This is a genomic window from Azospirillum sp. Marseille-Q6669 (genome assembly GCF_965111635.1).
In genome coordinates, this window is the sequence record NZ_CBCOOP010000007.1 from 119,178 (window position 1) to 141,240 (window position 22,063).

The following is a 22,063-nucleotide window of genomic DNA, read 5'->3' on the forward strand; positions in this document are numbered from 1 at the left end:
GGGGGTGTCAGGAACAGACGCGGTCGAGGACCGTGCGCAGGCGCTCGATCTGTGGCGTCAGGTCATGGGGATGATTGCCGACGAAGAAGCCCAGGTCGTGCGCGGTGTAGGCGTTCTCGATGCGGTCGACGATCTCGTAGTCGTAATGCCGGAGCACGTCGTGGCGCAGGAAGCAGCCGCCCGTGATGATGCGGAAGCCGATATCCGCCTCCTTCAGCGCCGCGAAGACCGCCTCGCGGTCGGGCTTGCGCGCCGGATTGAGGATGATGGTGAAGCTGAAAGAGGAGGACAGGCCGTTCTCACGCTGGATGATGAAGCGCTCGTCCCCGGCGAACAGCTCCCGAAACAGCGCCATGTTGGTCCGGCGCGCGGCGATCATGGCTGGCAGCTTCTTCAGCTGCTCGCGCCCGACCGCGGCCTCCATCTCCAGAGGGCGGACGTTGTAGCCGGGCAGAATGAAACGGTAGGCCTCGAAGTGGTCGGAGGCGGTGCGCTCGAACAGCGGAGTGTCCGGCGGCAGGTCGCGCGTCCAGCCGTGGGCGCGCATCGCCCGGCAGAGGTGCGCTAGCTCCAGGTGGTCGGTCAGCACCATCCCGCCTTCCATGGTCGAGATGTGGTGCGAGAAAAAGAAACTGAAGGTGTTGAGGTCGCCGAAGGTGCCGGTCTTGCGCCCGTTCAGCTCGGCGCCCAGGGACTCGCAGTTGTCTTCCAGGACATAGAGCCCGTGCGCATCGGCGAAGGCGCGGATCACGTCCAACGCGGCCGGATTGCCAAGGATCGACACCGGCACGATGGCCCGGGTCTTCGGCGTCAGCGCCTGTTCGAGCTTCGAGACGTCCATGTTCAGCGTCTCAAGCTCAACGTCCACGAAGCGCAGCTTCAGCCCGTATTGCTGGAGCGGATGATAGGTGGTGGCCCAGGAGATGGCCGGAACGATGACCTCGTCGCCACGCTGGAGAGGGCGGTCCTTCTTGTAGGCGAGGGCGGCGACCGAGACCAAGTTGGCCGAGGAGCCGGAATTCACCATGATGGCGTGCCGGACGCCGAACCAGTCGGCGAACTCCCGCTCGAAGGCGGCCACCTGCTCGCCCATGGTAAAGCGGCCCGAAGCGATAACGCGCTGCAAGGCCTCGGCCTCTTCAACGCTCCAAGAGGAGGCCGCCAACTCGTAGAACATCCGCTCGACCTCGATTTTGAACCCGGCGACAACCGCCTGAAAAGATCCCCAGCGGGCAGGCGTCCCCGGTGCTGGGCTTCCAGTCTGTTGTCCTTGAGCGGTCATTAACAACAGTTTAATGCCTCAAGCGAGATCGCCGCCGGTCCGCCGGGCGCTTGTTTCCATCCTCCCGCGCGGGCACGGAGCGTGTATAAGACCCTCTTTCCGCTCCGACGCTCTTTTTAGGAATCCGCGCCATCATGACCCACTCCCGCCGCATCTCGGTGATCGGCCTCGGCTACGTCGGCCTGCCGGTGGCCGTCGCGTTCGGCCGGACGGGTGTTCCCGTCGTCGCCTTCGACATCGACGCGCGCCGCATCCAGGAGCTGCGGGACGGGCACGACCACACGGGCGAGGTGGCGGACGCGGATCTCGCCGCGGCCAACCTGCACCTGACCGCCGACCCGGCCGATCTGGCGCGGGCTGATTTCCACATCGTCACCGTGCCGACCCCGATCGACGACGCCCGGCGCCCGGACCTGCGCCCGTTGCTGGCCGCCAGCCGCACCGTCGGGCGGCATCTGAAGCGTGGCGACGTGGTGGTCTACGAATCCACCGTCTATCCCGGCGCCACGGAGATGGACTGCGTGCCGGTGCTGGAGGCCGAATCGGGCCTGACCTACGGGCGGGACTTCACAATCGGCTATTCGCCGGAGCGCATCAACCCCGGAGACAAGGAGCACCGGTTCGAGACAATCACCAAGGTGGTCTCCGGCTCCGATCCGGCGACGCGGGCGCTCGTCGCGGCGGTCTACGGCAGCGTGGTGAAGGCCGGCGTGCACGAAGCCGCCTCCATCGCCGTGGCGGAGGCCGCCAAGGTGATCGAGAACACCCAGCGCGACGTCAACATCGCGCTGATGAACGAACTGGCGGTGATCTTCCACCGTATGGGCATCGACACCCGCGACGTGTTGGCCGCCGCCGGCACCAAGTGGAACTTTCTGAAGTTCCATCCGGGGCTGGTCGGGGGGCACTGCATCGGCGTGGACCCCTATTACCTGACCCACCGGGCGGAGCAGTTGGGCCATAACCCGGAGGTCATCCTGGCGGGCCGGCGCATCAACGACACCATGGGCCAGTATGTGGCGCAGGAGACGGTGAAGCGGCTTCTGCGCCGGAGCGCCGGGTCGGCCAGCCCGCTGCGGGTGACGGTGCTGGGCCTGACCTTCAAGGAGGACGTGCCCGACATCCGCAACACCCGCGTGGTGGACATCGTGGCCGAGTTGGCGAGCTTCGGGGTGGAGGTTGCGCTTCACGACCCGCTGGCTTCGGCGGAAGAGGTGGCCCACGAGTACGGCCTGACCCTGACCGCGCGGGACGCCCTGCCGCCCGCCGACGCGGTGGTGCTGGCCGTTCCCCACGCCGTCTACCGGGCGGAGGGCTGGGGGCTGGTGACCGGCCTGCTGAAGGACCGCCGTGGCCTCGTCATGGACGTAAAGGGCCTGCTCGACCGCGGCGGCGTGCCGGACGGCGTGGATCTTTGGCGGCTGTAACCGCGGCCCCGCACCGAACCTCGACATGAAAAAGCCCCGGACCGAGCGAACAGTCCGGGGCTTTCCAATTCCAGCCGATGGCGGCGGTCAGAACGCCTTCAGCTTCTTCCAGGCGAACAGAACCATGCGCAGCAGCAGCCAGCCGTGGCTGAAGCGGCTGATCTGCGTCTCGCCATAGCTGCGGTCGGCGTAGCGGATCGGCACCTCGACGATCTCCAGGTTCAGCTTGGACGCGCCGAAGATCAGGTCAAAGTCGCCGAACGGGTCGAAGTCGCCGAAGTAATGGCGGTTCGCCACGATCTGGTCGTAGTCGCTCTTCCACAGCACCTTCGTGCCGCACAGCGTGTCGGTGAAGCGTGTGTTCAGCAGGAAGGAGAAGATGCGGGCGAAGGCGCGGTTGGCGATCCAGTTCAGGAAGCGCATGGCCTCGTCGTCCATCGGGTAGACCAGACGCGTGCCGTTGATGAACTCGCCCTGGCCGGACGCGATGGCGCGGTAGAATTTCGGCAGGCTCTCCGGCGGGACGGTCAGGTCGGCGTCGAGGATGATGAGGATGTCGCCCTGCGCCGCGTTGAAGCCGGCGCGCACCGCGTCGCCCTTGCCCTTGCCGGGCTGCTTCATGACCTTGATGTCCCAGTCCGGATAGGCGGCCTGGACGCGCAGGCATTCCTCGTAGGTGTTGTCCTTGCTGTTGCCCTCGACGTAGATGACCTCCAGGTCCGGGCAGAAGCGCGGCAGGCGGCGGATGGCGTTCTCGATGTTGCCGCGCTCGTTCCGGCAGGGGACCAGCACCGTGCAGGATGGTTGCTTCTCCGGCACCTGCGGTGCGGGGCGGGCGACCACGTAGTTGCGCAGGCACAGCTTCCGGACGCCGGGCAGCGGGGCGACGCTGCGGTTGATCAGCGTGCCCAGGCCGAGCAGGCGGCGCGGCACGAGTTGGCGCCACTCCCGCTTCACCGGCTGCCAGCCGGCCAGCGTCAGAAGCCCGGCGATGTCGGCGCTCGACAGCCAGTTGAGCTGGCCCTGGGGCATCTTGAGTCCAAGCTTCTCGGCAAGGCCCAGAACCGGCTCCCACAGGCGGGAGTGGTAGCTGACGATGATGCGGGTGCGCGGTGTCGCGAAGCGGTGCAGGTGGCGCAGCGTCTCCTCGATGTCGTCGAGGAAGCCGATGGTGTCGGACAGCAGGATCACGTCGAAGGTGCCGGTGACCGCCGCCAGGACCGCCGGGTCCTCGGCGTTGCCAGTGTGGAACTCCAGCCCCGGATGGCGCTGCCGCGCCCGCTCGACCATCGCCGGGCTGAGATCGATGCCCACGCCACGGGACGGTTGCAGGAAAGCCAGAGTGTCGCCCGTGCCGCAGCCGACCTCCAGCACCGAGGCGTTCTCCGGCACGAGGAAGCGCAGATAGGCGCGGTCGGCCTCGTGGAAGGCGCTGTTCCGCTCGACCCAGCGATCGCGCTCCGCCGCCAGCCGGTCGAACAGCTCTCTCACCCCCTGCTGACGGGGCGACAGGGTGCGCGTTTCGCCGGCGGCGGGGGCGCCGGCCACGGTTTCCTCAAGGGCTTCAACGGTCATGGGTACGGTCCGAAACAGCGTTTCCGGAAGCGTTTCGGCTTCCGCGGGACAGGGCGAGCCAGGCGAGGCCGCCGGGAAGGGCCGTCAGCGTCACCGACAGCCCGATCATCAGGGAAAGCAGAAGGGCGTCCTCGAACGGAACGCCGAACAGGGCGAAGCCGGCCACCATGGTGCCCTCGCGCACACCCCAGCCGTTCAGCGAGATCGGCAGCGCCGTCGCGATGATCGCGGTCGGCATCACCGCCAGGATGTCGAACGGGCCGAGGGACAGGCCGATGGCCCGCGCGTAGAGCAGGGTGGCGGCCAGCGTGCAGATGTGGACCAGCACGCTATGGCCGAGCGCCTTCAGCGTGGCCGGCGCCAGGAAGGCGGCGCGCAGCCGCGCGACCAGCGTGAAGGCGGCGTTCACCAGCCGGTGCGTGCGCAAGGCGCCCGGCAGCGGCAGGCGGTCGATGGACAGCCCGGCGGCGAAGCCCGCTACCCCCAGCAGGACCAGCGCCGGCAGCATCCAGGCCATGTCCGGCGGCACGACCGCGGCCAGCCGCGGCAAACCGGCGAACAGCAGCAGGCACACGCCGAGCAGGGCGAGCAGACGGTCGAGCACCAGCGCCAGGATCACCGCGCCGGGCGATTGTCCCTCCTTCCAGGTCAACCAGCCGCGCACCGCGTCGCCGCCGATGGCGCCGGGAAGCACCTGCCCGAAGAACAGGCTGGCGGTCATCAGCATCAGCGCCTTCACCGGGCCGATCACCAGACCGGTGGCGCGGCAGGCGGCGCGCCAGCGTTCGCCGGCGAAGAGGACAGCGAGGAAGCTCAGTCCCAGCCCCAGCAGAAGCGGCCCCGGAGGCGCGTTCGCCAGCCGGTGCGCCATGCCCGCCCAATCGGCCTGGGCCATCAGCCAGCCGATCAGCGCCACCGTCAGCCCGACCTTGCCCAGAAGCGGCAGGATCTTATGCCCTGAACGGGAAGGGATGGACAAAGCGGCTTCGGATCTCATCGACACGACGTTTGGATTACGGAAGGCGGGCGCACTGTAGCCTTCCACCGGTAAGATTGCTATGCCTTCCGCAATTTCGCCCCTTTCGCGGGCGCGCCGCATCTCCAGGGAAACCGCCCATCCATGCACGGCCCGTCGGATACACCCGCCCGCATCGGCAGGATCGCCGTCCTGCTTCTTCTCCTCCCTTCCCTGCTTTGGGTCCTCACCGACCGTCACGTCTGGCCGTGGGATCAATCCTGGTACGGGGAAGTGAGCGCGGATTTGTGGAGCACGGCCGTCCGCGACGGTCTGGCCGCCTGGGGCCGGCTGATGCTTCACGCGATTGCCAGCAAGCCGCCCGCCGTGGTCTGGGTCGGCCAGTTCTTCGCCCCTCTCAACGGCCTGTTGGGATGGGAAACGGCGCTGCTGCTGTCCATCCTGGCGACGCAGGCCGCGTGTCTGGCGCTGCTCTGCGCCAGCCTCGTCCGGCTTCTCGAGCCGCGCGGTCCGGCGGGATGGGCGTCTGTCGGGGCCGGCGTGCTGACCATGGCGGCGAGTCCCCTGTTCGTCGGCATGACCCACCAGTATTTGGCCGAACCGGTCCAACTCCTGTCGGTCTGCCTGTTCCTGTGGATCGCGGTCAACCGGGGGGGGATGGGACGGCTCCGCCTGATCGCTTGGCTCGCCCTGGCGACCGCGCTGGGGCTGGCGGCCAAGACCACCAGCCCGGTCTACGTCTTCGGCTTCGGGCTCGTCGCCCTGGCGGGGCTGGTCCGGCAGCCTCCGGCCAAGCGGGTGGAAAACCCCGTGGCGACCGGCCTGCTGGTGGTGGCCGCCGCTGGGATGACGGCCCTCACCGCCAGCTGGTACGTGGTGAACGCCGAGCACACCTTGCGCCACGCGTTCCAATCGGCGACCGGCAGCGTTGCCCTCCACTACGGCACCGTGGGCGATTTCTCCACCAAGCTGGTCTTCTGGCTGGGCAGCCTGAAGGCCGCGCTGTTTCTGCCGGACGCGGCCGCCGCCGCCCTCCTCGCGGCGCTGGTGGTCCTTTCCCTTCTGGCGTGGCGGATGCTGCGGGGACGCTCCGCGGCCACTCCGGACCTTGCGCCCTCCGTTCCGCTGGTGATCGCGGCGCTTGTGCAGATCGCCGTCGTCCTGACCGCCTTCAGCCTGAACATCAACGAGGAAAGCCGCTTCCTCCTCCCCCTGTTCCCATCGGTCGCCCTGCTGGTGGCTGTGGCTGTGGCGGCGACGGGGCGCCCCGCGGTGCCGGCGGCGGTCGCTGGCTTCCTGGCCCTGCAGTGGGGGGCCGTCCACGCGATGGCGCTGGGGTGGCTGCCGCTCCATGCCGGCAACCCCTGGCTTCAGGCCCGGGTGACCGACGGAGCCCGCCTGTCGGTGGTCGAGCGTCTGGCAGAGGCCACCTGCCCATCCTCCGAAGCCGGACGCATCAACCTGATCGGCACCGAACAGCCCTGGCTGAACGCGAACACGCTGTCCTTCCTGTCCGCGCGCGGGCGCGCGGCGGTCGGCTGGCGCTGCTACTACACCAGCCTCGGCTACGCGCAGACCGACGTGGACAGCGCCTGGAAGCGTCTGGCGGACATGAACATCAATCGGATCGTCATGCTCGATTCCGATCTGGAGCGGCAGGGCGATTTCCTGAACCAGATCAACGGTCCGATCCGCCGCCGGCTGGAAGCGGACGCCGCCTTCCAGTCCCAGCCCTTCGAAGGGGGCATGACGCTGTTCCTGCGCAAAGGCCCCTGACGGTGAGGAGGCGTCACGGTCCGGCGTTCAGAACCCTGGCCGTCGTGGCGTGGACGTCGAACCACTCCCCCTCGGGCCCCTTGTAGACGTGGTCCTCGCCGCGCACGCCGGACAGGAAGTCCGCGCGGACGTCGGCGAGGGAGCGCCATCTGTCGGGGGGCAGTTCATGGCCGAACAGGCCGGAATCGTTCCCGTTGAACGAGGCGGGGACATAGATGCCCTCGCGGGCCGGTATGGGCGGGGTGTACTGGGCCTTCAGCCGGGCGCTCTGCGGCACGATCTGGAAACGATCGTAACCCAACGCGTGCAGATCGTCGATGCACGCCACCCCGTATTCCTCGACCGAGACGAAGGCTGGACGCGCCGTAAGCGCCCGCATGTCGGACAGGATCAGCCGGTCCGCCCCTTCGACGTCGATCTTCATGTAATGGGGCGTGCCGAAGCGTTTGAACAACGTTTCCACCCGGACGCATGGGATGCGTGTGATCTCGAAGCGCGTTCCGTCCCTGCACCCATAGGCCGGATCGAAGGAACTCCAGTGGTCGTTGTCCAGGTTGGCGTAGAAGGGAAGCTCCTTCTCCTCGCTCCATATGCCGACGTTCAAGATCGTGAGCTGGCCGCGCTCGGCGTACGAGGTGAACAATTCGGCGTTTCTTCGACTGATGATCGGATTCGCTTCGACCGCGACGACGTTGAAGCCTTTCCGAAGATAGAAGGTGGAATCCTCCCCCTTGTTCATGCCGAGGTCGAAGACGACGTTTCGGCAGACCGTTCGGCGATCAAGGGCGCGCCATATCCGCAGTGATTTTCTGAATAATTCCTGAGCGCTTCCTGAGAATGCAAGCATGGTCCCCCCTCAAGCTTTGGCGCGTTGTAGGAAAAGGATTGGCAAAAATGCTTGCGTGCTTCGGAAATTGACCTTTCTGTTCCAGGAATACGGGCTCCCATGGTTGGGGGCAACCGGGACTTTTGGCCGGTACCCTTATGGGCAGGGATGCCTGTTTCCTGTCTTCGGACCGCTTCTGTTATTGCGCGGTCAGCGCCGTCCGGCCAGCCACCGTCCGATCCAGCGCACCGGGGCGGTGAGCCGCCAGGAGGTCGAGCGGTGGACGGCGGCCAGTTCGGCCTCCAGCCATGCCGCCCGGTCGGCCAGGGCCGGATCGCTGGAAACAGAACCGGGCGGCTGGGCGGGTGCCGTGTCGGCGGCCTGCTTGAGGCCGAGAGCATGGAGCAGCAGGGGGCGCCAGTCCGTCGGGGCCACCGCCAGATAGGGGCGGACGCTGCGCAGGAAATTGTCGGCGCGGGCGCGCTGGGACAGCAGCATTCCGCTCGACCGGCGGCGGTACCAGTAGAGCGGCTCCGGGACGCACTCCACGCGGTGGCCGGCCAGGGCGGCCTTGGCGAAGAACTCCCAATCCTCGTGTCCCAGCCCATGCTCCTCGGTGAAGCCGCCGAGCGCCAGGAAGGTGTCGCGCCGGACCAGCGCGTTGGCGTCGCCGAACACGTTGTTGTAGAAGCCCGCGGCCACCGCCCCGCCCAGCGGCAGCCAGACCGCCGCGGGCGTGGTGCCCGGCACGGGCGGATCGTCGCCCTCGAACACCTCGGTCACGCAGGTCAGCACGTCGGCCCCGGTCCGCCGGGCCGCCGCGACGAAGGTCGCCACCTCCTCCGGGCGGGCCAGATTGTCATCGTCCAGGAACAGCAGATACTCGCCCTGCGCCTCCGCCGCGGCCCGGTTGCGCGCGGCGCCCAGGTAACGGTTGTCCTGACGGATCACGCGCAGCCGCCCGGCATGGTCCCGTTCCAGACCGTCCAGAAGCGCCGGCACCGCCGGGTCGGTGGAGCCGTCGTCAACCACCAGCACTTCGCAGCGGGGATGGCTCTGCGCGAGGGCCGAACCCACCGCCTGCACGAGGTCGCGCGGCCGGTTGTGATGGGCGATGCAGATCGAAACCAGCGGCGGCTCGCCGGGCGCGTCCTCCGTTGCCGTTTCGCTGGCGGCGATCCAGAAACCCGCGTCGTGCGCCTTGCACCAGCCGGCGCGCGTCTCGGCGAAGGGGACGCTGGGGCGGGCGACGCGCGCGCCGTCCGTCAGCACGGCGGCCAGACGCCGGGCGAGCGTCGCTCCCGGCCCGTCATAGACGGTGTCCGCCCGGTCGTCGGGATGGATCAACTCGGCGATTCCGCCGGTCGCGCGGGCAATGAACGGCACGCCGTGGGCCAGGGCCTCCAGCACTGTGTAGGGGGAATTCTCCAGCCGCGACGGCATGACCGCCAGCCGCCCCGGCTCGGCCAGCAGGGCAAGCGCCGCTGCGGTGTCCCTGTCGCCGACGATGGCATGGGGGAAAGGCCAGCGTCCGGCGCGCACGGCCAAGACCGCGGCGACGTCGATGTCGGCGCGCGGCGCCAGCTTGCCGAGGAAGGTGACGCGGGCGGGCAGCGGCCCTCCCGACGCGACCAGCCGGTCGAGCGCGTCGCAGAAGTCGAACAGGCCTTTGCGTGGCTCCAGTCGCCCGAAGAAAACCAGCTCCTCCACGGGGCGCCGGGGCGCTTGCGTGGCGTCGGGCCCGTCCGGCAGGCTGAGGATGTTCTGTTGCACGACGGAGCGGGGCGGCAGGGTCCAGCCCGCCTCGGCCATCCAGCGCAGCATGAAGGCGCTCGGGCTGACCAGCACGTCGGCCCACTCGACCGAGCGCTGCTCGCAGAAGTCCGTCACGACATGGTCGAGGGACGAGACCATCTCGCCGTTGCTGATCCGGTGCCACAGGGTGGGCGAATGGGCGGTCACCACCATGACCGTGTCCCGATGCGCGACGCCCTGGCGTCTGGCGGCGAGCGCGTAAAATCCGGTGCCGCCCCACTCCGGGAAATGAACGATGTCGAAGCGGCGTTCGCTCAGCCAGCGGTGGACGCGGTAGGCGACCTTGGGCGTGTGCATGGCTTCGATGGCCGCCGGCTCCTCGGGCAGGGGAACCAGCGTGACCCCTTGCGCGGCGTAGCGGTCGATCCACGCCTCGACGCCGTCGGTCTCGCTGTGGCGGCCATGGGTGTAGAGGATGGTGACGCTGTGCCCATGGCCGGCGAGCGCCAGAGCCATCTCGCGGTAGGCGGTGCCGATGCCGCCGTTGCGGATCGGTCCGGCGATGTCCGGCGTCACGATGCAGACCGTCCGGGGCCGTTGCGGAACGGTTCTCCCGCTGTCCTGCGATTCGCTCAGCGCTTCGAGGCCCGTCAGGAAGGAAGCCGCAACCCGGACCGGTGCGGTCACCGGCGGTGCCTCGGATGTCATGGTCACGGCAGCAGGCCTTCCGATTTCCGTCCGAATCCCAGCCGGTAAGCGGCGCGGACCAGCAGGCGCAGCGGCGCCCCGGCATCCCACCAGCCCGACAGCAACGCTGCGGCCAGCCGGTCGAGCTTCTCCGGCGCCGGAGCCCCGGGCGGGGGCAGCGCCCCGCTCAGGGGGCGGCCCAGGACCCGCCGCGCGGTCGAGCCGCGCACCCGCTCGAGCGTGCCCTCGATGCGACGGTCGATGGCCGCCAGATCGGCGCGGCTGCGGTCGAGTTCGGCTTGCAAGGCGGCCTTCTCGTCGTGCAAATCCCGGCAGAGCGTGTACAGGCCGTCGGCGAAGCCCGCATCCGCGCGGAGCGGCGCCGCGACGGTGCCGCCAGCCGGGGCCGCCTCCCCCGCTTCGGCCCGCCAGCCACTCTCCTCCAGCATCACGGAGAACAACCCCTCGTAGCGTTCCGCCTGATGGCCGAGGGCGAACCCCGCCTCGATGGTCCGGCGCGCGGCTTGGCCGCAGGCGGCGGCCACCGCCGGGTCCGTCACCAGATCCAGGACGGCCCGTGCCAGGGCCGCCGGGTCGAAGGGCGCCGCCAGCCGGCCGTTCACCCCGTCCTCCACCACATCTGGAAGGCCGCCGACGGCGAAGCCGGCGACCGGGGTGCCGCAGGCCATGGCCTCCAGCATGATGTTGGGCTGGTTGTCCTCCAGCGAGGGCAGGACGACCGCGTCGGCGGCGGCGTAGGCCGCGGCGAGCCGCCGGTCGTCGCCGATGTAGCCGAGATCGTGCAGCCGCACCCCCTGCTCCGACAGCTCCGGCGCGGCAAGGCCGAAGGTCGCGACGGTGAGGCGCCCGGCGTCGAGCAGCCCACGCCCCCGCCCCTCCTCCCGCATGTGGCGGAGCATCGCCGTCAGATGCTCGAAGCCCTTGCGGCGTTCGCCCGCGTGATAGGCCCCGAACAGCAGCACACGGTCTTCCGGGTCGAGGCCGAAGGCCCGTTTGGCATCCGCCTTGGCGGCGGGGACGAACAGATCGGTTTCCAGGGCGTTGGGAAGGACATGCACCCTGCCCTCGGCGAAGACTCCGCTGCGCCGCGCCGCCTCCGCCAGCCAGACGGAGGGCGAGGCGGCGGCGACGTTCGGGCGGGCCAGACCCGCGCGCTTGCCCTCCAGCACCCGCCCCGTCACGCGCAGTGGATCGCCGGACAGTTGCGGACAGGGCGCGCAGCCCGCGGCGTAGCCCTCGCAGCCCGCCGAATAATGGCAGCCGCCGGTGAAGGGAGCCATGTCGTGCAGCGTGAAGACCACCGGAGGGCCCAGGCGGGCGAGCGCCGCCAGCCCGCCGGCGGACAGGAATTCCGCGACCCAGTGGATGTTGATGACGTCGTAACGCCTCAGAACCGGCATTTCGGCAAGGGCGCAACCCACCGTCTGGGCCGTGAAGACGGTGTTGGACAGGTCCGTCCGGCGCCCAGCGATGTAGGACCCGAAGAACCAGGCGGCGTCTCCGGCGCCCGATTCGGCCACGGGGCGCACGCCGATGCTGCCCGCCGGGTCGGCGTCATGGTCGAGGCAGAACAGGTCCACCCGGTGGCCGCGTTCCCGCAGCCCCCGGATCAGGCGTCGCATGGCGCGCGGCGCTCCGCCTCGGGCGGGGTCCTTGCTGAGGACGGCGATCCTCATCGCGGCGGGGCGGCTCCCTGGCGTTGAAGCGAGCGCTCCCAGTCGAGGGCGTTGCGGACGATCACCTCCAGATCGTCGTGCTTCGGCACCCAGCCGAGGCTTTCCCGGATGCGGGTGGCGCCGGCGACGAGCTGCGGCGGATCGCCGGCGCGGCGCGGCGCGAACGAGGCGGGCACCGTCTCGCCGCTCACCGTCTCCAGGGTGCGGACGACCTCCTGCACCGAGGCGCCGCGGCCATAGCCGCAGTTCAGCAGCAGGCTCTCCCCGCCGCGCCGCAGGTGGAGGAGCGCCAGCACATGCGCATCGGCAAGGTCGCTGACATGGATGTAGTCGCGGATGCAGGTCCCGTCGGGCGTCGGGTAGTCGGTGCCGAAGATCGACAGCGCCGGCCGCTGGCCGAGCAGCGCTTGGCAGGCGACCTTGATGAGATGCGTCGCGGCCGGCGTCGCCTGCCCGGTGCGGCCCGCCGGATCGGCTCCGGCCACGTTGAAATAGCGCAGGATGACGCTGCGCAGGCCGTGGGCGGCCCCGACGTCGCGCAGCATCTGCTCGGTCATCAGCTTGGAGGCGCCGTAGGGGTTGATCGGAAGGGTCGGGGTGTCCTCGCCGACCGGGACCGTTTCCGGCGCGCCGTAGACGGCTGCGGTGGAGGAGAAGACGAACTTGTCGACGCCCAGCCGAACGCAGGTGTCGAGCAGGGTCAGGCTGTTGAGGGTGTTGTTCCGGTAATAGGCGATCGGATTCGTCACCGATTCCGGGACGACGATGGAGCCGGCGAAATGCATCACCGCATCGACGGCGTGCTCGCGGATCACCCGTTCCAGCAGGTCGACGGAACCGATGTCGCCTTCCACCAGCGGCACGGCCTCCGGCACGGCCGCGCGGCGGCCCGTCGACAGATTGTCGACCGTCACGGCGGGGATACCGGCATCGGTCAGGGCGTGAAGGACATGGCTGCCGATGTAGCCCGCCCCACCGGTCACGAGAACACGGCTTTGCGCCACCGCTTCGCCCTGCGTCACCGCTTCGTAAGACATGTCAGCATCTTTCCTTCTGTTTCGCCCGATGTCCGCGCCACCCGGGGCTAAAAGATCGCACCGGCGCTGTCAACATGGCCCGAATGATTGGTCCGTCCGCGAAGCTCATTGGATTCTCAACGGAAGAGTGGTGCCTCCATCAGGCGGAGCTGGTAGTCGGACAGCCTCTTGTCCCGATCGAGACCGGCCCCCAGCGTGGCCAGCGTCTCGCGGTAGCGCTCCTGCATGCGCGGGGTGGAAAAGCCGTCGAGGATCCGCGCCCGGGTCAGGACGGGCAGCTCTGGATCGGTGGCGGCGCGGGCCAGGACATCCAGCACCGCCCGCGCCAGGACGTCCGGATGCGCGTCCGCCGGAACCAGGGCTCCGAGGCGGTCGTCCAGGCACTCCGCGGTACCTCCCGTGTCGGTGGACACCACCGGCACCCCTTGCAGCATCGCCTCCATGATGACGAGCGGCAGCCCTTCGTAGGCCGAACTGACCAGAAGCAGATCCATGGCTGCGATGAAGGGATCGGCATCGGCGTGATAGCCGGCGAAACGGATGCACCCGGCCACGCCCAGCCGGTCGGCGGCGGCCTTCATCTCCTCCATCAGTTCGCCGTCCCCGACCACCAGGAAATGCAGGTCCGGCTCCGCCTGGGCGAGCACGGCGGCGGTTTCGATCCAGCGCAGCGGGTCCTTCTGGGCGGCCACGCGCCCCACAAATCCGATGGTCCGGGCCTCCAGGGGGATGGAGAAGGTTTCCCGGATGCGGCAGCGGTGCGCCGCCCGGTCCTCCGGGGCGAGCGCGCGGGCCGGGTCCACCCCGCAATGGATCACCTCGAAGCGGTCCTCGTCCAGGGCATAAGTCCGGGTGGCGTGGTCGCGCAGCTCCCGCGTGATGACGAAACGGCGGTCGAGTTGGTCGTGGTGCAGCACCGACGCGCGAACCCAATCCCCATCCTTGCAATGGAGGTGCAGAAGATCGACCGCGCGGACCGTGTCGGTGATGGCCTTGAGCCGCTCGACGAAACGATAGCCGAGACCGCTGTTCCGCACGAAGACGAGGTCGGCGGCCCGCGCCATGGCGTAATGCAGGCAGACGGCCTGCTGCTCCTCGGCATCCGGGGTGAGCGACGGCAGCAGGACGACCTCGTCGACGAGCGTTCGGTAGCGGTCGAGCCAGGGATGCTCCCCGGCCTGCTCGACCAGCAAGGTGACGTGGAAACGGTCGCGTGGCAGGCCGGCCAGGATTTCCAGATCCACCCGCTCGGCTCCGCCGATGGCGCAGTGGGGAATGAAGAACAGAACGCCGGTGCGCGGGTCCCGCCATTGCGTGGGCGGGAACGGCAGGGGCGTGTTGGGCCGGCGGTAGCGGTCGGTGGGCACCCCGACATGCGTTTGCCAGACCTCGGCCAAGGCGCGGATTTCGGGCCGCAGACCGTCGAACGGCGATTCGGGCGCGATCAGTTTCCAGCCGGAGCGGTCGACCGGTGGGCGGCCGTAGAGGCCGGGATTGCGCTGCCGCAGCCGCTCCAGCATGTCCTCGTGGCTGGTCTCGCGGGCCAGCTTGGTGCGGTTGCCGAGGTTGTGGCGCCGGTAGCGGAACAGCGGTTCCGGAACCAGGTAGCCCTCATGGCCCGCATCGATCAGCCGCAGCCAGAAATCGTAATCCTCGTAGCAGTCGGTCAGGCCCTCGTCCATGCCGCCGACCGCGATGTAGACGTCGCGGCGGATCAGGCAGGAGAAGGCCAGATAGTTCTCGCGGGTCAGCCGTTCGCGGTCGAACGGGTCGAGGCAGACCCCTTCGATCGCCCCGAAATGCACCACACCGGAATAGATGAAGGCAGTGCCGGGCCGGGTCGCGGCGGCCAGGGCCAGCTTCTCAAGGGCGGTCGGGTCCAGCAGGTCGTCGCTGTCGAGATAGAAGATGTACTCGCCGCGAGCCGCGAGCGCCCCCGCGTTGCGGGTGGCCGGCAGGCCGCGGTGCGGACAGTCGAGCACCCGAAGGTCCGTCCGCTCCCGAAGGCGTTCGAGCATGGCGAGCGAGTCCGGATGCTCCGACCCGTCGTTGGCCAGGATGACCTCGAAGTCGCGCATGGTCTGCGCGCCGAGCGAGGCCACCGTTTCGTCCAGGAACAGATGGCCGTTGTAGAAGGGGATGATGACGGACACCAGCGGGCGCCATTCCGCCTTGCGTTCCGCCACGGCGTCCAGCCGGTAGAGCGGGGCGTTTAGATGCCGGATGCGGCCGGCCAGGAAGCGCTGCCGGCGATGCGCCTCGTGCGTCATCGTCACGCCGTGGCGGCGGTGTTCGAAGGCCGGCACGGGAACGCACAGGCCGTACCCTTCCATCGCCGACAGGGCCAGCCAGAACTCCCAGTCCTCGTAGCCGAACAGCATCTGTGGACGGTATCCGGGCGAACGCCGGAACCAGTCGCCCCGCACCAGCGCGCAGACCGAAGGATGGTTCGCCCACAGCAGGTCGTAGGCGTTGTAGGGCTGCGGCGCCCAGACAAGCTCCGTGTCGCCGAAGAAGCGCTGGTGGCAGTAGGCAAAAGCCCGGTCGGGGTTGGCCTCCAGTTCGGCCAGCAGGGCGGCCACCGCCACCGGCGCCAGACGGTCGTCGGCGTCGAGGAACATCAGATAGTCGGCGTCGCTGAGCGCGGCGCCGTTGTTGCGCGCCGCCGACAGGCCCTGATTGACCTGCCGGTGAACGCGCACGCGCTGCCCGGCCAGGGCGTCCACCGCGGCCCGCGTATCCGGGTCCGTGGAGCCGTCGTCGACCACGACGACGTCGACCCGCGGGTAGGTCTGGTCGAGGACGGACCGGACCGCGTCCGCGACGTAGGCGCCGTAGTTGTAGCAGGGGATGACCACCGTCACCCGTGCGCTCGACCCTGCGACCAGGGCATCGATCGCACGGGCCGGCTTCCTCAGAGCGTGGGACAGAGCGCGGTTCTCGTTGCCCCGCTCCGCCGGCGACCGCGTTTCCGACGGCTGATCCGCCGGGCGCGCGGGCGGAGCTCCCCGCGTCAGGTTGGTCAGAAGGGCAGCCCGCAAACCCGGCCAATCCCGGCGCAGGGTCAGTCCAACCGCCCGGCGCGCCTTGCGCACCGCGCCGCGCAGGAGTCGGCTCGACAGGCGCAGCGGTGCGGTCACCCGCCAGGAGGTGCTGGCGGCGACCGCGTCCAGCTCCGCCCGGTGCGCCGCCTTCAGGGCCTCCCGCTCGTTCCGCGCGGCGTCACGTTCGGCGGACAGACGCCCCACCGCCGCCGTGTGCTCCACGGACAGGCGGGCGAGGGTTTCCTCATACTCGCCGGCCACGATGGCGACGGCGGTCTGGCGGTCGGCGATGGCGGCGTCCCGTTCCGCCAGCAGGTTTTCCACCTGTGCGTTCGCCGCGATGTCCCGCTCCGTCAGCAGGTTTTCGAGATTTCCGTTCAGCCGTGCGAGGCGTTCGGCCTCGCGTGTCAGGGCGGCGACCTGCCCCTCGTTCCAGCGCAGCGCCGCCTGGGTCTGGCCGAGCATGCCGCGCACCATCAGCGAGCGCCGCAGCCGGGCCTCCGGCGTCGAGCCGTAGGTGTCCCGGCACGCCTCCGGCGTCGCGAAGCGCTGCCAGAAGGCCCGGTCCGCCCACGGCTCGTAGGGCACGAAGCCCTTCGCCTGGAAGTCGGGCAGGACGGCCTGCTGCTCCGGCCCGGCCAGCAGGGCGGCGAAGCGCGAGAAGCTGCTGTTGGCCAGCACCAGACGGTCGGCGCGGGCGAGCAGCGCGAAGTCCAGCACGTGCGCCGGCATCCTCGTCGCCGCCCGCAGCGCCGCCGCGTCGAGCTGGGCATAGTCCTCGAACTCCGGCAGCACCGCCCCCGGATCGTCGGTCGCGATGTGCAGGATGGGGTCCGCCAGCGTCGGCCACACCGCCTCAAGCCAGGCGCGGTGCCAGAGCGTCGGCACGATGCGGTACCAGGGCAGCTCGCGCTTGTCGAAGCCGGCGTAGTCGCCGCGCCGCACATGCAGGACGACCAGCGTCCGCCCCTGCGCCCGCAGCCCCGCCACCGCCGCGTCGACGGGCTCGCTCCAGTCGGCGCGCAGGCGGAACAGGCGGCGCAGGAAGTCCCGGTGGCGCGTCCAGCTTTCCGGCACCTCCTGGAAGTAACCCCAGAAATCGACGCCGACCGGCGGGGCGTCCATCGCCCACAGCGCGAGGTCGTCGTCGTCGAAGCCGTAGAAGCGCAGCTCCGGATGCGGCTCGGCGCCGGGGCGCGGGTCGGACAGGCCGAACAGCCCCTCGCCCTCCCAGGCGGGCACCGCGATCCCCGCCCCGGCGCGCAGCCCGTACAGGCGCAGGAAGGCGTACTGGAAGAGCTGGTTGGCGAACCGGCCGTTGCCGCCCAGCGTGGTCATGCTGACCGAGCCCGGGCCGTTCCCCCCGGCGAGCGCGGGATCGGCCAGCCGGCTGGAGCGGACATAGGCGCGCAGCTCCCCGTCACCCCGAAGGGGAACGAAGCCGCGGTCGAACAGCGGCGCGCTGAGCGGCGGCCGGGCGGCCTCGCCGGCGACCAGGACGACGGCCAGGGCATCGAGCGCCCGCCCGTCGGTGTCGGCGGCGAGCAGGGCGCGCACCGCCTCGTCGTCCCCGGCCAGCAGCCCGTCGATGGGCGTGCCCTCCGCGGCTTCGGCCGCCAGCCGCTCGACCCAGGAGGCCGGCGGCCCATCCAGCGCCAGCGTCTCCGCTCCCTCCGCAATCGCACCCAACGGCCCAACGGCCGCAAGGCGCTGCACCCGGACGCCCGCGCGCCCGATCCGGTCAAGGGTTTCGAAGATCATTGGAGTTCCTGAGCAGAGCACGCCACACCGTTTCGCGCGCGCACCTTAAACATCCCGCCACACACCGGCAAGGAGCCTCGGGACCCAGCCGAGGCTCCCGAGGGGGCTCGCGGGAAGGCCATGGACACGCCGTTCCGGAGCCCTCGGGCCTACGCCGGAATGGTTTCGGACAGAAACAGCCGGCGATAGCTGGCCGCCATGCTTCGTGTGGTCAGTTTCTCCTCGAGGACGGTGGCGCGCGCCCGCCGCCGCATCGCGGTGAGGGCCTGGGGGTCGGCGACCAGGGAGCGGACCAGGGACGCCGCCTTGGCCGGGTCGCCGATCGGCAGAATGGTGCCGGTTTCGCCCGCCCGAACCAACGTCGCGACATCGCCCACATCGGTCGCCGCGGCGGCCACCTCCATGGCCATCGCCTCCACGAGGACCATCGGCAGACCTTCGATGTCGGAGGTCAGGGCGAGGAGATCGAGAGCGGCGTAAAGGCCGGGCATCTCGCCGGCGTCCCCGTGCGGCCGCATCGTCAGGCGCTCCTCCAGTCCGGACACCCTCGCGGCCGCCCGCACCTCCGGCGCGAGGGGGCCGTCGCCCACCATCACGAAGCGCAGGCGCGGGTCGTCGCCGAGGAGCGACGCCATGGTCACGAAATCGACGGGCCGCTTCTCCGCGCTCAGCCGGCCGACGAAGCCGATCAGGATGCCGTCGTCCGGGCAGCCAAGCCGGGCGCGGGCGGCGGCCCGGTCGTGGCGGGACGGGTTGAAGCGTTCTTCGGTGTCGATGCCGTTGCGGATGCAGACGATCTTCGCCGGATCGACCTTCCGTTCCAGAAGGCCCGACCGCACGCGCTCGGCGATGGCCACATGGGTGTCGATGGCGTCGTCGTTCTCGACGCTGAACCGGATGTAGCCGTCGCCCCAGGCGTTGTGGAGCAGGTTGAACATCCGCAGCCGGGGATTGGCCTTCTTCAGGGCGCGCGCCGCCAGATAGCCGAGGGCGGAGCCGGAAATCATCGCCTGCTCGATGTTCCAGGCGCGGACGGCGGCCTGAAGGAACGCGATATGGAACTCCGCATCGAAGAGCTGGGGCAGATGGTAGAGGCGCCGCGTGAAGGCGCGGAAGCGGTCCGCCCAGGCGTTGTCAGCCGGCAAGGTGGTGACGATGACGATGTCGAAATCGTCGCGCACCGCCTCCAGGATGGTCAGCAGAACCGTCTCCGATCCGCCGACCTCCAGCCACGGAACGATCAGCAGGAATCCCGGTTTCGCTCCCTTGCCCGCCGCCGTCCGGTCGAGCCAGTCGAAAGGGGTCGCCGATGGCAACGGAGCCATGGATGCGCGGACGTCGGCGCGGAAGGCCGGCTCGAAGACTTCCGGGTTGAGCATACGGATGCGTCCGATCAGCTCCTGGTGCATGTCCTGCGCTTCCGCGGTCATCGTCCGGCCATGGCGGCGATGGTTCATCAGCGGCTCGGCGATGCACCAGCCCTCCACGCCCAGGCTTCCCAGGCGAAGCCAGAACTCCCAATCCTCGTAGCCGCCACGCATGACTGGGGAATAGCCGCCGGCGGCCGCCCACAGCGAACGGCGGAAAACCGCCGACACGCTGACGTGGTTCTCGATGGTGATGCGTTCCAGGTCGAAGGGCGCCGTCCGCCAGATCCCCTCCTCGTCCCCGAACAGGCGCAGCCATGAATAGACGAAGCCGACATCGGCGCGCGCCTCCATGACGGCGACTGCCTTTTCCAGGTAGGAGAGTTCGAGGGTGTCGTCGGCGTCCAGGCAGCAGATGTAGGTTCCCCGCGCCAGGGCGATTCCGTTGTTCCGAGCCATCGGCAATCCGGCGTTCGCCTGACGCAACACCGTGACGCGGGGCCGGTCGAGCCGGTCCAGGACATCCTTCGTGAAGGGATCGGTCGAGCCGTCGTCGACGACGATCACCTCCAGATCGGTCAAGGTCTGGGCCAGGACGCTGTCCACGGCCTCCTCGACGAAGCGCCCGTAATTGTAGCAGGGCACGACCACCGTCACGAGCGGCGAGCGGTGGGGCTGGGGCGTGCGCAAAATGCCGGCCACCAGTGTGCGGCGGGCGGGGACCTCGCCGCGGCCGATCCACACGTTGCCGGAGAAGGTGAAGGGAAGCGCCGCGGCGACGGCGGGAGGTGCCGGAACTGGCGGCTCCAGAAGGGGGGGCGCCTTCACCATCCCCACGGCCATGATTTCCCGAGCGGCGATTTCCCGAGCGGCCTCGGACCCCGCCGGCGCGGCATCCATCGGAAGGGATTGCCCGCTGCGGTTCAGGTTGGCCAGCACGGCGGCCTGAAGCCCCGGCCAATCCCGGCGCAGGGCGAATCCGACCCCCCCGCGGGTTTTGCGCGCCGCGCCGCGCAGGAGTCGGCTCGACAGGCGCAGCGGTGCAGTCACCCGCCAGGAGGTGCTGGCGGCGACCGCGTTCAGTTCCGCCCGGTGCGCCGCCTTCAGGGCCTCCCGCTCGTTCCGCGCGGCGTCACGTTCGGCGGACAGACGCTCCATGGCCGCTTCGTGTTCCATGGCCAGATCGTCAATGGCGTCCTCATACCGCGCGGTGAGCCGGGCGGTGGCCGTGGCGTGTTCGGCGGTCAGCCGGGCGGTGATCGTGGCCTGTTCGGCGGTCAGCCGGGCAATCGCGATGTCGCGCAGCGTCAGCAGGTTTTCGAGATTTCCGTTCAGCCGTGCGAGGCGTTCGGCCTCGCGTGTCAGGGCGGCGACCTGCCCCTCGTTCCAGCGCAGCGCCGCCTGGGTCTGGCCGAGCATGCCGCGCACCATCAGCGAGCGCCGCAGCCGGGCCTCCGGCGTCGAGCCGTAGGTGTCCCGGCACGCCTCCGGCGTCGCGAAGCGCTGCCAGAAGGCCCGGTCCGCCCACGGCTCGTAGGGCACGAAGCCCTTCGCCTGGAAGTCGGGCAGGACGGCCTGCTGCTCCGGCCCGGCCAGCAGGGCGGCGAAGCGCGAGAAGCTGCTGTTGGCCAGCACCAGACGGTCGGCGCGGGCGAGCAGCGCGAAGTCCAGCACGTGCGCCGGCATCCCCGTCGCCGCCCGCAGCGCCGCCGCGTCGAGCTGGGCATAGTCCTCGAACTCCGGCAGCACCGCCCCCGGATCGTCGGTCGCGATGTGCAGGATGGGGTCCGCCAGCGTCGGCCACACCGCCTCAAGCCAGGCGCGGTGCCAGAGCGTCGGCACGATGCGGTACCAGGGCAGCTCGCGCTTGTCGAAGCCGGCGTAGTCGCCGCGCCGCACATGCAGGACGACCAGCGTCCGCCCCTGCGCCCGCAGCCCCGCCACCGCCGCGTCGACGGGCTCGCTCCAGTCGGCGCGCAGGCGGAACAGGCGGCGCAGGAAGTCCCGGTGGCGCGTCCAGCTTTCCGGCACCTCCTGGAAGTAACCCCAGAAATCGACGCCGACCGGCGGGGCGTCCATCGCCCACAGCGCGAGGTCGTCGTCGTCGAAGCCGTAGAAGCGCAGCTCCGGATGCGGCTCGGCGCCGGGGCGCGGGTCGGACAGGCCGAACAGCCCCTCGCCCTCCCAGGCCGGCACCGCGATCCCCGCCCCGGCGCGCAGCCCGTACAGGCGCAGGAAGGCGTACTGGAAGAGCTGGTTGGCGAACCGGCCGTTGCCGCCCAGCGTGGTCATGCTGACCGAGCCCGGGCCGTTCCCCCCGGCGAGCGCGGGATCGGCCAGCCGGCTGGAGCGGACATAGGCGCGCAGCTCCCCGTCACCCCGAAGGGGAACGAAGCCGCGGTCGAACAGCGGCGCGCTGAGCGGCGGCCGGGCGGCCTCGCCGGCGACCAGGACGACGGCCAGGGCATCGAGCGCCCGCCCGTCGGTGTCGGCGGCGAGCAGGGCGCGCACCGCCTCGTCGTCCCCGGCCAGCAGCCCGTCGATGGGCGTGCCCTCCGCGGCTCCGGCCGCCAGCCGCTCGACCCAGGAGGCCGGCGGCCCATCCAGCGCCAGCGTCTCCGCTCCCTCCGCAATCGCACCCAACGGCCCAACGGCCGCAAGGCGCTGCACCCGGACGCCCGCGCGCCCGATCCGGTCAAGGGTTTCGAAGATCATTGGAGTTCCTGAGCAGAGCACGCCACACCGTTTCGCGCGCGCACCTTAAACATCCCGCCACACACCGGCAAGGAGCCTCGGGACGCAACCGCAGCGTTGACCCGCTTCGGATTCTTGACTTTCCGGCGGAATACCGGT

11 protein-coding genes are annotated in these 22,063 nt (G+C 69.9%); 2 read left to right on the forward strand and 9 right to left on the reverse strand.

What is annotated here, in order from left to right; all coding sequences use genetic code 11:
* Nucleotides 1–7: 7 nt before the first annotated feature.
* On the reverse strand, nt 8–1,177 hold the full coding sequence (locus ACWPXE_RS32000; RefSeq protein ID WP_454021069.1) for a DegT/DnrJ/EryC1/StrS family aminotransferase: 1,170 nt from the start codon (nt 1,175–1,177) through the stop codon (nt 8–10).
* A 239-nt stretch (nt 1,178–1,416) separates the two neighbouring features.
* Here ACWPXE_RS32000 and ACWPXE_RS32005 point away from each other — a divergent pair, with 239 nt between their 5' ends.
* On the forward strand, nt 1,417–2,709 hold the full coding sequence (locus ACWPXE_RS32005; RefSeq protein WP_454021070.1) for a nucleotide sugar dehydrogenase: 1,293 nt from the start codon (nt 1,417–1,419) through the stop codon (nt 2,707–2,709).
* Nucleotides 2,710–2,796: 87 nt separating this feature from the next.
* On the opposite strand, the gene ACWPXE_RS32010 is transcribed toward ACWPXE_RS32005, so the two are convergent.
* Both ACWPXE_RS32010 and ACWPXE_RS32015 read right to left on the reverse strand, forming a co-directional pair.
* Nucleotides 2,797–4,284 carry a glycosyltransferase gene (locus ACWPXE_RS32010; RefSeq protein WP_454021071.1) on the reverse strand — a complete coding sequence of 496 codons (1,488 nt, stop codon included), beginning with the start codon at nt 4,282–4,284 and terminating at the stop codon, nt 2,797–2,799.
* Nucleotides 4,274–5,263, reverse strand: a complete 990-nt coding sequence (locus ACWPXE_RS32015) for a lysylphosphatidylglycerol synthase transmembrane domain-containing protein (protein ID WP_454021072.1) — start codon at nt 5,261–5,263, stop codon at nt 4,274–4,276. Before ACWPXE_RS32015 ends, ACWPXE_RS32010 begins: the two co-directional genes overlap by 11 nt.
* Before the next feature lie 141 nt (nt 5,264–5,404).
* On the opposite strand from ACWPXE_RS32015, the gene ACWPXE_RS32020 reads away from it, so the two are divergent.
* The gene (locus ACWPXE_RS32020; RefSeq protein WP_454021073.1) at nt 5,405–7,036 is read left to right on the forward strand and encodes a hypothetical protein; all 1,632 of its coding nucleotides are present in this window, start codon (nt 5,405–5,407) and stop codon (nt 7,034–7,036) included.
* Nucleotides 7,037–7,049: 13 nt separating this feature from the next.
* On the opposite strand, the gene ACWPXE_RS32025 is transcribed toward ACWPXE_RS32020, so the two are convergent.
* From ACWPXE_RS32025 to ACWPXE_RS32050, 6 genes are all read right to left on the reverse strand, one after another.
* Entirely contained in the window at nt 7,050–7,883 is an 834-nt protein-coding gene (locus tag ACWPXE_RS32025; protein ID WP_454021074.1) for an FkbM family methyltransferase, read from the reverse strand.
* A 189-nt stretch (nt 7,884–8,072) separates the two neighbouring features.
* Nucleotides 8,073–10,325 (reverse strand): glycosyltransferase, encoded by a 2,253-nt coding sequence (locus ACWPXE_RS32030; RefSeq protein ID WP_454021131.1) that lies wholly within the window; start codon nt 10,323–10,325, stop codon nt 8,073–8,075.
* A gap of 2 nt (nt 10,326–10,327) precedes the next feature.
* Complete coding sequence (locus tag ACWPXE_RS32035) at nt 10,328–12,001, reverse strand: glycosyltransferase (protein ID WP_454021075.1); 1,674 nt, start codon at nt 11,999–12,001, stop codon at nt 10,328–10,330.
* Entirely contained in the window at nt 11,998–13,038 is a 1,041-nt protein-coding gene (galE, locus tag ACWPXE_RS32040) for a UDP-glucose 4-epimerase GalE (protein ID WP_454021076.1), read from the reverse strand. The genes ACWPXE_RS32035 and galE overlap by 4 nt, the downstream gene beginning before the upstream one ends.
* Before the next feature lie 116 nt (nt 13,039–13,154).
* On the reverse strand, nt 13,155–17,843 hold the full coding sequence (locus ACWPXE_RS32045) for a glycosyltransferase (protein WP_454021077.1): 4,689 nt from the start codon (nt 17,841–17,843) through the stop codon (nt 13,155–13,157).
* A gap of 149 nt (nt 17,844–17,992) precedes the next feature.
* Nucleotides 17,993–21,925, reverse strand: coding sequence for a glycosyltransferase (locus ACWPXE_RS32050; protein WP_454021078.1), 3,933 nt, complete (start codon nt 21,923–21,925; stop codon nt 17,993–17,995).
* Nucleotides 21,926–22,063 lie beyond the last annotated feature (138 nt).

What these genes read in the sequence shown, in the direction of transcription:
- ACWPXE_RS32000 (WP_454021069.1), bottom strand. Translation starts at nt 1,177, where the DNA reads ATGTTCTACGAGTTGGCGGCCTCCTCTTGGAGCGTTGAAGAGGCCGAG.
- ACWPXE_RS32050 (WP_454021078.1), bottom strand. Translation starts at nt 21,925, where the DNA reads ATGATCTTCGAAACCCTTGACCGGATCGGGCGCGCGGGCGTCCGGGTG.
- ACWPXE_RS32035 (WP_454021075.1), bottom strand. Translation starts at nt 12,001, where the DNA reads ATGAGGATCGCCGTCCTCAGCAAGGACCCCGCCCGAGGCGGAGCGCCG.
- ACWPXE_RS32045 (WP_454021077.1), bottom strand. Translation starts at nt 17,843, where the DNA reads ATGATCTTCGAAACCCTTGACCGGATCGGGCGCGCGGGCGTCCGGGTG.
- ACWPXE_RS32020 (WP_454021073.1), top strand. Translation starts at nt 5,405, where the DNA reads ATGCACGGCCCGTCGGATACACCCGCCCGCATCGGCAGGATCGCCGTC.
- ACWPXE_RS32030 (WP_454021131.1), bottom strand. Translation starts at nt 10,325, where the DNA reads ATGACATCCGAGGCACCGCCGGTGACCGCACCGGTCCGGGTTGCGGCT.
- ACWPXE_RS32010 (WP_454021071.1), bottom strand. Translation starts at nt 4,284, where the DNA reads ATGACCGTTGAAGCCCTTGAGGAAACCGTGGCCGGCGCCCCCGCCGCC.
- ACWPXE_RS32025 (WP_454021074.1), bottom strand. Translation starts at nt 7,883, where the DNA reads ATGCTTGCATTCTCAGGAAGCGCTCAGGAATTATTCAGAAAATCACTG.
- galE (WP_454021076.1), bottom strand. Translation starts at nt 13,038, where the DNA reads ATGTCTTACGAAGCGGTGACGCAGGGCGAAGCGGTGGCGCAAAGCCGT.
- ACWPXE_RS32005 (WP_454021070.1), top strand. Translation starts at nt 1,417, where the DNA reads ATGACCCACTCCCGCCGCATCTCGGTGATCGGCCTCGGCTACGTCGGC.